The 11,306-nt window shown below is 64.9% G+C and carries 12 protein-coding genes; 7 read left to right on the top strand and 5 right to left on the bottom strand.

The window, feature by feature from the left end; translation table 11 throughout:
- Positions 1-55: 55 nt before the first annotated feature.
- The 3 genes from prfA (at position 56) to I6F37_RS28920 (ending at position 3,246) form a co-directional block, all read left to right on the top strand.
- Positions 56-1,141 carry a peptide chain release factor 1 gene (gene prfA / locus I6F37_RS28930; RefSeq protein ID WP_225113766.1) on the top strand — a complete coding sequence of 362 codons (1,086 nt, stop codon included), beginning with the start codon at positions 56-58 and terminating at the stop codon, positions 1,139-1,141.
- A 3-nt stretch (positions 1,142-1,144) separates the two neighbouring features.
- Entirely contained in the window at positions 1,145-2,026 is an 882-nt protein-coding gene (gene prmC / locus I6F37_RS28925; protein ID WP_225153383.1) for a peptide chain release factor N(5)-glutamine methyltransferase, read from the top strand.
- 461 nt (positions 2,027-2,487) lie between these two features.
- The gene (locus I6F37_RS28920) at positions 2,488-3,246 is read left to right on the top strand and encodes a DUF4167 domain-containing protein (RefSeq protein WP_036042629.1); all 759 of its coding nucleotides are present in this window, start codon (positions 2,488-2,490) and stop codon (positions 3,244-3,246) included.
- Positions 3,247-3,356: 110 nt separating this feature from the next.
- Here I6F37_RS28920 and I6F37_RS28915 read toward each other — a convergent pair whose 3' ends face one another.
- On the bottom strand, positions 3,357-4,103 hold the full coding sequence (locus tag I6F37_RS28915; RefSeq protein WP_036014737.1) for a methyltransferase domain-containing protein: 747 nt from the start codon (positions 4,101-4,103) through the stop codon (positions 3,357-3,359).
- Between the two features lie 108 nt (positions 4,104-4,211).
- Between I6F37_RS28915 and gloB the strand changes: the two genes are divergently transcribed.
- Entirely contained in the window at positions 4,212-4,979 is a 768-nt protein-coding gene (gene gloB / locus I6F37_RS28910; RefSeq protein WP_036042630.1) for a hydroxyacylglutathione hydrolase, read from the top strand.
- A gap of 37 nt (positions 4,980-5,016) precedes the next feature.
- Positions 5,017-5,439 carry a cupin domain-containing protein gene (locus tag I6F37_RS28905; RefSeq protein WP_057030161.1) on the top strand — a complete coding sequence of 141 codons (423 nt, stop codon included), beginning with the start codon at positions 5,017-5,019 and terminating at the stop codon, positions 5,437-5,439.
- Positions 5,440-5,450: 11 nt separating this feature from the next.
- Here the strand turns inward: I6F37_RS28905 and I6F37_RS28900 are convergent, their stop codons facing one another.
- The 3 genes from I6F37_RS28900 to I6F37_RS28890 all read right to left on the bottom strand — a co-directional run bounded on the left by I6F37_RS28900 (position 5,451) and on the right by I6F37_RS28890 (position 8,610).
- The gene (locus I6F37_RS28900; RefSeq protein WP_157287489.1) at positions 5,451-6,320 is read right to left on the bottom strand and encodes a DMT family transporter; all 870 of its coding nucleotides are present in this window, start codon (positions 6,318-6,320) and stop codon (positions 5,451-5,453) included.
- Positions 6,321-6,462: 142 nt separating this feature from the next.
- On the bottom strand, positions 6,463-7,188 hold the full coding sequence (gene phbB / locus I6F37_RS28895) for an acetoacetyl-CoA reductase (RefSeq protein WP_036014745.1): 726 nt from the start codon (positions 7,186-7,188) through the stop codon (positions 6,463-6,465).
- 243 nt (positions 7,189-7,431) lie between these two features.
- Positions 7,432-8,610, bottom strand: coding sequence for an acetyl-CoA C-acetyltransferase (locus tag I6F37_RS28890; protein ID WP_036014748.1), 1,179 nt, complete (start codon positions 8,608-8,610; stop codon positions 7,432-7,434).
- A gap of 312 nt (positions 8,611-8,922) precedes the next feature.
- On the opposite strand from I6F37_RS28890, the gene phaR reads away from it, so the two are divergent.
- Together phaR and I6F37_RS28880 are read left to right on the top strand one after the other, a co-directional pair.
- Positions 8,923-9,513 (top strand): polyhydroxyalkanoate synthesis repressor PhaR, encoded by a 591-nt coding sequence (gene phaR, locus I6F37_RS28885; RefSeq protein ID WP_036014750.1) that lies wholly within the window; start codon positions 8,923-8,925, stop codon positions 9,511-9,513.
- A gap of 137 nt (positions 9,514-9,650) precedes the next feature.
- On the top strand, positions 9,651-10,172 hold the full coding sequence (locus I6F37_RS28880; RefSeq protein ID WP_240538216.1) for a trans-aconitate 2-methyltransferase: 522 nt from the start codon (positions 9,651-9,653) through the stop codon (positions 10,170-10,172).
- Between the two features lie 104 nt (positions 10,173-10,276).
- Here I6F37_RS28880 and I6F37_RS28875 read toward each other — a convergent pair whose 3' ends face one another.
- The gene (locus I6F37_RS28875; protein WP_036026190.1) at positions 10,277-11,164 is read right to left on the bottom strand and encodes a branched-chain amino acid aminotransferase; all 888 of its coding nucleotides are present in this window, start codon (positions 11,162-11,164) and stop codon (positions 10,277-10,279) included.
- Between the last annotated feature and the right edge of the window lie 142 nt (positions 11,165-11,306).

Genomic DNA, 11,306 nt, shown 5'->3' with positions numbered 1-11,306 from the left:
CCTGTCGCCAGCTTCCCGCCGCCCTCGCCTCCTTCCGCACTTTGAGACAGAACCGATGTCGTCACTTCCCGAAGCCAAACTGGACGTCCTGCTCGCGCATCACGCTTCGCTCGAGGCCGAATCGCTCGGACAGCTCGCCTCCGAGCGTTACGTGCAGATCACGCGCGAGCTCGCCGAGCTCACGCCCCTGATCGAGGCGGTGAAGTCCTATCGCGCCGCCGTCAAGGAGCTCGCCGACACCGACGCGTTGATCGCCGATGCCGCCACCGATGCCGAGATGCGCGGCATGGCGGAAGCCGAACGCGACGAGCTCGCGCCGAAAATCGAGGAACTGGTCCAGAAGATCCGCGTCGCGCTCCTGCCCAAGGACGCCATGGACGACCGCAACGTCATGCTGGAAATCCGCGCCGGCACCGGCGGCGACGAGGCTTCGCTGTTCGCCGGCGACCTGTTCCGGATGTACGAGCGCTTCGCCAGCTTGCAGGGCTGGAAGGTCGAGGTGATCTCCGCCAGTGAAGGCACCGTCGGCGGCTACAAGGAAATCATCGCCGAGATCCAGGGCCGCGGCGCATTCTCCAAGCTGAAATTCGAATCCGGCGTGCACCGCGTGCAGCGCGTGCCCGACACCGAGACGCAGGGGCGCATCCACACCTCCGCCGCGACGGTCGCCGTGCTGCCCGAGGTCGAGGACGTCGACGTGGACATCAAGAACGACGACCTGCGCATCGAAACCATGCGCGCAGGGGGCGCCGGTGGCCAGCACGTCAACAAGACGGAATCGGCGATCCGCATCACCCACATCCCGACCGGCATCGTGGTGATGATGCAGGACAGCCGCTCGCAGCACAAGAATCGCGCCTCCGCCATGAACATCCTGCGCTCGCGCATCTATGACGCCGAGCGGCAACGCGTCGAGGCGGCGCGCTCGGCCGAGCGCAAGGAGAAGGTCGGCTCCGGCGACCGCTCCGAGCGCATCCGCACCTACAATTTTCCGCAAGGACGCGTCACCGATCATCGCATCAACCTCACGCTCTACAAGCTGCCGCAGGTGATCGCGGGTGAAGCGCTCGGCGAACTGATCGACGCACTGACGACGGAGCACCAGGCCGCACAGCTCGCTGCGCAAGGCGCGGCGGCCTGAGGCGTGAGCAACCCCTTCACCGGACAATCCATCGAGAGCGCGCGGCGGGCGCTGGCTGCGCAACTGAGATCGGCACGGCTCGACGAAGCCGAGCTCGACGCGCGCATCCTGATCAGTGCGGCACTCGGCCTCGACCTCACCGGCCTGGTCACGCAGGCGGCCCGTCTCCTGACCGCGGCCGAAGCATCGCGGCTCACGCAACATGCACAGCGCCGCATCGCCGGCGAGCCGGTGTCGCGCATTCTCGGGACGCGCGAATTCTGGGGCTTGCCGTTCCGCCTGTCGGAAGCAACCCTGGTGCCGCGCCCCGATACCGAGACCGTGGTCGAGCTTGCGCTCGAGATTCTCCGCGAGCGGCAGGCATCTCACCCGCCGCGGATCGCCGACATCGGCACCGGCTCGGGCGCGATCCTGCTCGCGCTGCTGCACGAAATCCCCGATGCGTTCGGCGTCGGTACCGATCTCAGCCAGAACGCGCTCATAACCGCCAGGGACAATTCCGCGGCGCTGGGACTCGCCGACCGCGCCGCCTTCGTCGCCTGCTCCTACGCCGCGGCGCTCGGTGGCCCGTTCGACCTCATCGTGTCGAATCCGCCCTATATTCCCTCGGCTGAAATTCCGAAATTGAGCATCGAGGTGCGCGAGCACGACCCGCATCTGGCGCTCGACGGCGGCAATGACGGATACGACGCCTATCGCGCCCTGATCCCGCAGGCGAGCGAGCGGCTCGCCCCCGGCGGCGCCCTGGTCGTCGAGGCCGGACAGGGCCAGGCCCAAAATATTGAAACCTTGATGAGGGCCGCCGCGTTATCGCTGAACAGGTCACCCAAGGCCGACTTGGCGGGCATTCCGCGGGCCGTTTCGGCCCGAAAAATGCCCCCATAAAAGCCGGATTGGCCTGCAAAAACCACTTGGAATATCCCGTGGGAACGACTACGTTCCGGTCAACACATCGGTGCCGGCCCCGTAGACCTACGGGCGAAAGCCGGGCTCTCGGGCGAGAGCTTTACTGATTGAAGGTTCCAAGCCGCAGGTCCTGTTGAGCGCGATGGCCCGTGGAGCTGCGCTGCTCTCTCCGACCGCAAGTGAACGAAAGCCTGATATTGCGCTTGAACACTTACGCAAGAAAGCTGGGCTTGTTTCGGCAGGCGAAATGAATGGGTTCGCTGGCAATGGATGCTGGCGGGTGGGGAACGCGTCTTTGTTGAACGCGACGGTCGACGAACATCGGCAGGGTTGGATCCGCTTTTGCGCGGTGCGCGCAAGACATGTGAGCCACTGTCACCAGGTCACTCCTAGCAATCAGTAACGCGTGCAACCTTTAGGGCTGGAATTAAAGGCAGGACATGAGAAACGGTCAGAACAAGCAGCGGATGCGCAACCGCAACAACAATAACAACAACAACCGGCGCGGCCAGAACCCGATGACCCGGGTCTACGAATCCAACGGACCCGACATCAAGATTCGCGGCACTGCTTCGCACATCGCCGAAAAGTATCTCCAGCTTGCACGTGACGCGCGCTCCTCCGGCGATCCCGTTGCAGCCGAGAACTACTACCAGCACGCCGAGCATTATTTCCGCCTGATCGCGGCGGCTCAGGAGCAGTTCCGTCAGAACCAGCAGCCGCGCGGCGATGAGCCCATCGCCAGCAGCGACGAGGGCGAGGACGACGGTGAGAATTTCTCGGCCTTCGGCCAGGAGCCCGGCTTCGTCCCGCAGCCCCAGCCGCAGCCCTTCATGCGCGACCGCGACGGCCAACGCGATCATCACCAGCGTGATCACCAGCCGCGCGACAACCAGCCGCCCTATCAGCGCGACAATCAGCAGCCGCGCGAGCACCGCGAACGCGATCACCGTCCGCAGCCGCAATATCAGCCGCAACCCGCCAACCAGCCGCAGCCTGTCATCGCCGATGGCGGCGTCGACCGCCTACCCTCCTTCATCACCGGCGCGCAGCCGCAGGTGAACGGCAATCAGGGCGGCTTCGAGGGCGGCGGTGGCGGCGAGCGCTATCCGCGTCGGCGGCGCCGGCCGCATGGCCCGCGCCCGGAGCGTGAAGCCGCTCCGGTTGCTTCCAGCGACGAAGTCGCCCCCGGCGAGTAAGCTCTTCTGACTTTCCGACTCGAATCGTCCCGGCCTCGCCGGGACGATTTGCTTTTGACGCTGTGCGTTGGCCGGACACAGACCCACCTCTCCGGAAGGGAGAGGTGAAGCTAACTGCGCGTCACCGTCGTCGAGGATGGCACCAGCACGGGCTTGGCGAGCGAGGGAATCAGCCGCGCCCGCTCGCGCTTGGCGGGGATCGCGCGGTAGACCTGCTTGGTCGCCTCCACGATGTGGACGCCGGCAAAAGGCAGTGACAGCGCCGCACCGGCACGTTCCCACATCTGGGCCGATTTCAACACCCAGCCGCCGGCATAGGGCGGCATGAACAGCGCCTCGCCCCAGGCGGTCGGCGTGAACCAGGTCTGGCGCAGCAGCTCGGTGATCTGCGAGCGCGAATAGGGCCGGCCATGGCCGAACGGCGTGCTGTCGGTGCGGGTCCACACCCCACGCCGGTTCGGGATCACGGCAATGACGCGCCCAGAGGGCGACAGCACGCGCCACACCTCGCGCAGCAACGCGGCTGGATCGTCCGACATCTCCAGCGCGTGCACCAGGAGAATGCGGTCGACCGCGGCGTCGGGAAGCGGCAGCGAGAACTCATCCACCAGCGAGGCCAGCGCGGGCCGTCCCGTCGGCCATTTCAGGACACCCTGCGCCGCCGGCATGAAGGCGAGGCAGCGCTCGGCGTCCTCGCGGAACAACCCCAGATAGGGCGTGGGATAGCCGACGCCGAGCACGCGCTGGCCCTCGGCGCTGGGCCAGCGCTCCCTGATGCCGCGATTGATCATTTGCCGCGCCACGATGCCGAGGCGGCGGGAATAGAACTCGCGGAGGTCGACGACGTCGATGGTCATGACCGCAATGTAACATGCGCCAGGGCGCCGCTGCGCGCGGAATATTGCATTGCCTGCGCAACGTTAACGCCATATTTGTCTGGCGGGGCTGAGCGCGATGGAGATGACATGGCCGCCGAAATTCGTACTTTCAACTGTTTAAACGACAATTTCGGTTATCTGATCCACGATGTGGAAACCAAAGCGACGGCCTCGATCGACGCGCCGGAGGCCGGCCCGATCCTCAAGGCCCTGGAGCGCGAGGGCTGGCAGCTCACCGACATCCTGATCACCCATCATCATGGCGATCATGTCGGCGGGGTCGCCGAGCTCAAGCAGAAATACAATTGCCGCGTCGTCGCGCCGCACGACAAGACCACGAAGATCGCCAACGTCGACCAGCGCGTCGCCAATGCCGACGTGGTCAAGATCGGCAATCTGCTGGCGCGCGTCGTGGAGACGCCCGGCCACACGCTCGACCACATCTCCTACGTGTTCGACAATGAGAAGACGGTGTTCGCCGCCGACACGCTGTTCTCGATCGGCTGCGGCCGCGTGTTCGAGGGCACCTATCCGATGATGTGGGATTCGCTGCTGAAGCTGCGCGCCCTGCCCGACGACTTCAAGCTCTATTGCGGCCACGAATACACCGCGTCCAACGTCAAGTTCGCGCTCACGATCGAGCCGGACAACGCGGCGCTTCAGGCGCGCGCCGCGGAGGTGACAAAGCTGCGCGCCGAGAACAAGCCGACCATTCCCTCGCTGCTCGGCGAGGAGAAGCGCGCCAACGTGTTCCTGCGCGCCGATGAGCCGGCGGTCGCGGCCAAGCTGCATATGAAGGGCGCGGATCCCGCTGCGGTGTTCGGCGAACTGCGCGAGCGCAAGAATAAATCCTGACGCACAAGTCCTGAAGCACACATCCCGACGAGGATCGATGCCGACCGCAGCCGAGATCATCGCACGCCTCGAGCTCCGCCCGCATCCGGAAGGCGGACATTATCGCGAGACGTTTCGCGACCAGAGCACGGACGCCAACGGGCGTTCGCGCTCGACGCTGATCTACTTCCTGCTCGCGCGCGGCGAGCGTTCGCACTGGCATCGCGTCGATGCGGTGGAGACGTGGCACTATTACGCCGGCAGCCCCTTGACGCTGCGCATCGCCCATGACGGCTGCTCGCAGCACGAGGTGCGGCTCGGCGCCGACCTCGGCGGCGGTGAGCGGCCGCAGGCGATCGTGCCTGCGCTGGCCTGGCAGATGGCGGAAACCACCGGCGAGTGGACGCTGGTCGGCTGCACCGTGGCACCCGCATTCGAGTTCGCAGGCTTCGAGCTCGCGCCGTCCGGCTGGGAGCCGTAGCTCCGCTCCAATCATCGCTTCCGCAGCACCATGTCCTTGGCCGCGATCAGGCCGCCCCCGGCAATGAGGATCGCAGCAAGGGCGATGTTGGCGCTGGCCTTGGCGAAACCGGCAGCGATGAGGAATCCCGTCGAGAGCAATGGCGTCGCGTAGGAGGCGGCGCCGAGCACACGGATGTCGCCGCGCTTCATGCCGATGTCCCAGGCGTAGAACGCGGCACCGACCGGGCCGATGCCGAGTGCGATGACCGAGAGCCATTGCACCGTGGTCTCCGGCCAGACCGTGGTTTCAAGCAGACCATGCATCAGCGCGGCCAATATTGCCGTGGCAAGACAGAAGCCCGCGACCGCATCGGTCGGCACCGCTTTCAACCGGCGCGACAGCACCGAATAGGTCGCCCAGACGAACGCCGCGATGAAGGCCGCGATGAGACCCGGCACAGCTCCAGGCGCAAAACCGCTGGTGTTGCCGGCGAACAGCAGCACCGTGCCGACGAGGCCGAGCACGGCGCCGATGATGTGGTGCGCCGCCAGCCGCTCGCCCGGCAGGAAGGACGAGAACAGCACGATCAAGAGCGGCCACAGGTAATTCAGAAGGCCGGCTTCGGCCGGCGGGGCGAAGCGCAGCGCGAGGAAATACAGCGCGTGATAGCCAAACAGGCCGCCGACGCCGACGATCCAGACGGCGAGCGGTTGCCGCAAGCTTCTCGCCGCCTCGCTCCGCCCGATCCAGGTGAGCAGGCCGACGACACCGCCGATCGCGAAGGTCATCGCAGCGAGCTGAAACGCCGGGATCTTTCCGGTCGCCACCGTCATCACCGACAGCAGCGACCACATCAGGATCGCGGTCAGACCGATCAGCGTGGCAGTGCGGGGAGTCATTGGCCCAATGTTTCCGTCATGGCTGGGCTTGTCCCGGCCATCCACGTTCTTCCGTGGCGACGGCTGTTGTAAGGCCGTAGATGCCCGGGACAAGCCCGGGCATGACGATGTGGACAATATCAGCCTGCGTGATGCGATCGCATCACACCATGTACTGGCCGCCGTTGACCGACAGCGTCGAGCCGGTGATGGCGCCGGCCTCATCCGCGGCGAGGAACACGACGGCCCGCGCGATCTCTTCGGGCTCGCCGAGACGGCCGATCGGAATCAGCGGCAGGATCGCCTTCTCCAGCACGTCCTTCGGCACTGCCTGCACCATCTCGGTATTGATGTAGCCGGGACAGATCGCATTCACGGTGATGCCGCCCTTGGCGTTCTCCAGCGCCAGGGCCTTGGTGAAACCGATCTCGCCGGCTTTCGCTGCGGAGTAGTTGACCTGTCCGAACTGCCCCTTCTGGCCGTTGATCGAGGAAATGTTGATGATGCGACCGAACTTGCGCCCGCGCATGCCTTCGATCACCTGGCGCGACATGTTGAATAGCGAGCCGAGATTGGTGTTGATGACGGCGTTCCACTGCTCAAGCGTCATCTTGTGGAAGGCACCGTCCTTGGTGATGCCGGCATTGTTGACCAGCACGTCGACCGGGCCGACCTCGGCCTCGACCTTCTTCACGCCCTCGGCGCAGGCCTCGAAACTGCTGACGTCCCACTTGTAAACCGCAATGCCGGTCTCGGCCTTGAATTTCTCCGCGGCAGCGTCGTTGCCGGCATAGCTCGCCGCAACCTTGTAGCCGGCGGCCTTCAGCGCCTTGCTGATCGCAGCACCGATGCCCCGCGTACCACCCGTCACCAATGCAACACGTGCCATGTCGTATTCCTTCCCTCTTCCTTGGACGCTTCGGACTTTTCTGACGTGATCGCTTTTTAGCTACGGATTATGCGGTTGGTTTGACGGACATCAAGAACAAAACGCCCGGCATCGAGCCGGGCGTTTTTCTTTAGTCGAGGCTTGTCGGGTTGCGAAGAATATTTGATTTGCAACCGCTGCCTTTTTAGTCGCGTGCAACGCACGCGCTGACGTGTGCGGCGCACCCGTCAGCTGCGCGTAAGATCAGTCGCGCGCCACACACATGGCGATGCCCATGCCGCCGCCGATGCACAGCGTGGCCAAGCCCTTCTTCGAATCGCGCTTCTGCATTTCGTGCAGCAGCGTCACCAGCACGCGTGCGCCGGACGCGCCGACCGGATGGCCGATCGCGATCGCACCGCCGTTGACGTTGACCTTGGAGGTATCCCAGCCGAGGTCCTTGTTGACCGCGCAGGCCTGTGCCGCGAAGGCTTCGTTGGCCTCGATCAAATCGAGATCGCCGACGCTCCAGCCGGCCTTCTTCAGCGCGGCGCGCGAGGCCGGGATCGGGCCCGAGCCCATGATCTTCGGATCGACGCCGGCCTGCGCCCAGGACACGATCCGCGCCAGCGGCTTCTTGCCTTCCTTGGCGGCCTGCTTGGCGGTCATCAGCACCACGGCGGCAGCGCCGTCGTTGATGCCCGAGGCCGAGCCCGCGGTCACCGTGCCATCCTTCTCGAAGGCGGGCTTGAGCTTGGCCATCGCGTCGAGCGTGGCGCCATGGCGCGGATATTCGTCGGCGCTGACGACGACGTCGCCCTTGCGGGTCTTGATGGTGACGGGGACGATCTCGTCGTTGAACTTGCCGGCCTTCTGCGCCGCCTCGGCCTTCTGCTGCGAGGCCACGGCGAACTCGTCCTGCTGGGCACGGGTGATCTGCCATTGCCGCGCGACGTTCTCGGCGGTGTTGCCCATGTGGTAGCCGTTGAAGGCATCCCACAGGCCGTCCTTGATCATGGTGTCCACCAGCTCCAGGCCGCCCATCTTCACGCCGCCGCGCAGATGCTGGGCGTGCGGGGCCATGCTCATCGATTCCTGCCCGCCGGCGACCACGATCTCGGAATCGCCGTTGAGCAGCGCCTGGTAGCCGAGCGCAACCGTGCGCAGGCCCGAGCCGCACAGCTGATTGACGCCCCAAGCCGGGCTCTCCACCGGAATGCCGGCGCCGATCGACGCCTGGCGGGCCGGGTTCTGGCCTTGGGCGGCGGTCAGGATCTGACCCATGATCACTTCGGAGACCCGGCCGGGCTCGATGCCGGCGCGCTCCAGCGCGGCCTTGATGGCAACGGCGCCGAGGTCATGGGCGGGAAGGGTCGCGAACGCTCCGTTGAAGCTTCCGACCGGGGTGCGGGCGGCGCTGACGATGACGACATCGTCTGTCATGGGCATCTCCTGGGGCTTGAGGTTCTTGTGAAGGGGGCAGGCGGGCTGGAAAGCGATCGCCAGTCTCGTCAGCCATCCTGTTAACGTCGTTGAGGCATGTCAATCGGCCGGGGCCCGAATTCATACCGCAGCGCATTCAAAATAGCGTTCTTGGCGTTTTCGCAAGCAGGATTTTGCTCTGCAATTAACCGTGCCGCACAAAACGGTAGCGTGAGCCCTTTGAAAATGCTTATTTTGTTGCGTTGCGTACTCTTCCCGCCCTGCGGCATTGCCCGACAGGTTCCCGTTCTCCGCGTTTGCAAGTGAGAGCCCATGGCGAAATCAGACCAACCCACCACAATCAAGAAATACGCGAACCGCCGGCTCTATAACACCGGAACGAGCACCTATGTGACGCTCGAAGACCTCGCCGCGATGGTCAAGGACGGCGAAGACTTCCTGGTCTATGACGCCAAGACCGGCGACGACATCACCCGCTCCGTGCTCGCCCAGATCATCTTCGAGCAGGAGAACAAGGCCGGCCAGAACCTGTTGCCGACCACCTTCCTTCGCCAGCTGATCCGCTTCTATGGCGACAGCATGCAGATGGTGGTGCCGAAATATCTGGAGCAGTCGATCGCGACCCTGACCCAGGAGCAGGAGAAGTTCCGCAAGCAGATCGCCAATACGCTGTCCGGCACTCCTTTTGCTCCGTTGGAAGAGCAAGTCCGCCGCAACATGGAGCTGTTCCAGCAGACCTTCTCGATGTTCAAGCCGTTCGCTGCGCCCCGTCCGGCGGCCAGCCCCGAGCCGGAGCCCGATGCGAATGCCGAGGCGCCGAAGGACAGCAACATCGACGAGCTGCGCCAGCAGATGAAGGAAATGCAGGAGCGCCTCGAGCGGATGTCGAAGAAGGACGAATAGTCTTTCGTTCGCGCCGGCCCCTGTACGCGGGAGGGCGAGCCACGTCTGACCGAAGCAACCATTGGGACCATGTCTACGCCACCAAGGGCGAGGCCGAGGTCAGCTGGTATCAGGATAGCCCCGCGATCTCGCTCGCGATGATTCGCGCAGCCGGCTCCGATCGCGACACGACCATCATCGATGTCGGCGGCGGCGCATCGCGCCTGGTCGATGCGCTGTTGCAGGACGGCTATCGCGACATCGCCGTGCTGGATCTTTCTGCCAATGCGCTCGCGGCGGCGAAGAAGCGCATCGGTCCGGCCGCTTCGACGGTCGACTGGATCGTTGCCGATGCCACGATGTGGCGTCCGACCAGGACCTACGATGTCTGGCACGATCGCGCAGCGTTTCACTTCCTGACTGACCCGCGCGACAGGGTCGCTTACGTGGAGCGCCTGCGGTCGGCGGTCAGACCTGGCGGCCACGTCATCATTGCGACGTTTGCACCCGACGGTCCCGAGAAATGCAGCGGCCTGCCGGTGCAGCGCCATGACAGCGCCAGCCTTGCAGCGGAGCTCGGGCCGGAATTTAAACTGGTCGAGACGCGCAGCGAGACGCACCACACGCCGTGGCATTCGACGCAGGCGTTTCAGTTCAGCCGGTTTCGGCAGCAGAAATAGTTCTCGTCATGGCCGGGCTTGACCCGGCCATCCACGTCTTGACGCGCGACGCGAAGAACGTGGATCCCCGGGACAAGCCCGGGCATGACGACAGAGACTCCGGATCAAGCCGCCATCTTCACGGCATGCGCAAAGTCCCAGTAGAGCTTGCGCGCCTTGGCGTAGAACGGGCCCGGCTTCAGCTCGCGCTCGTCGATGCGGATCACGGGCGCGACCTTGGCGAAATTGCCGGTCGAAAAGATCTCGTCGGCGGTCAGGAAATCGGCGTAGCGCAGCGTCTTCTCGACCACGGTGACGCCGTCGGCGCGAAGCAGGCTGATGACGCGCTGGCGCGTGATGCCGTTGAGGAAGGTGCCGTTCGGCACCGGCGTGAACACCACGCCGTCCCTGGCCATGAACACGTTGGAATTGCCGAACTCGGCGACGTTGCCGAGCATGTCGAGCATCAGCGCGTTCTGGAAGCCGCGCGAGGCAGCTTCGGCGAGCGCGCGCGAATTGTTCGGGTAGAGGCAGGCGGCCTTGGCTTCGACCGGCGCGCATTCGGCCGTCGGCCTGCGGAACGGCGACAGGGTGATGGCGTTGCCGACGGGCTTTGGCATCGGCGCTTCGTAGATGCACAGGCACCAATTGGTGGTCTCGGGGTCGAACAGCACGCCGCCGCCGCTTCCGTTCTGCGCCCAGTACATCGGACGGATATAGAGCTCGGCATTTCCGGCAAAGCGCGCGATGCCTTCGTTCGCGAGCGTCAGCCAGGTGTCGGTATCGACCACCGGCTTCAGGCCGAAACTGATCGCGGATTGATTGGCGCGGGCGACGTGACGATCGAGATCCGGTGCGACGCCCTCGAAAGCGCGAGCGCCGTCGAACACGATCGAGCCGAGCCAGGCCGCATGCGTGCGCGGCCCCATGATCGGCACGTTGCCCTCGTGCCATTTGCCCTCGAAGAAGGTCCAGCTCGGCGAGTAGTCGATGGGCTTCTTGATCTCGGCCATGACCGGCCTCCTTTTCGAACGATCCGGCACTATTGTCCCAATTTCTAAACGATTTGCTGCGAGGAAATGGTGAGTTACCCTCTCCCCTTGTGGGAGAGGGTGGCTCGCCGCGTAGCGGCGAGACGGGTGAGGGGTATCCATC

This window comes from Bradyrhizobium sp. NBAIM08 (genome assembly GCF_020193935.1).
Classification (GTDB): domain Bacteria; phylum Pseudomonadota; class Alphaproteobacteria; order Rhizobiales; family Xanthobacteraceae; genus Bradyrhizobium; species Bradyrhizobium yuanmingense.
This window is presented reverse-complemented; position numbering and strand designations above follow the sequence as displayed.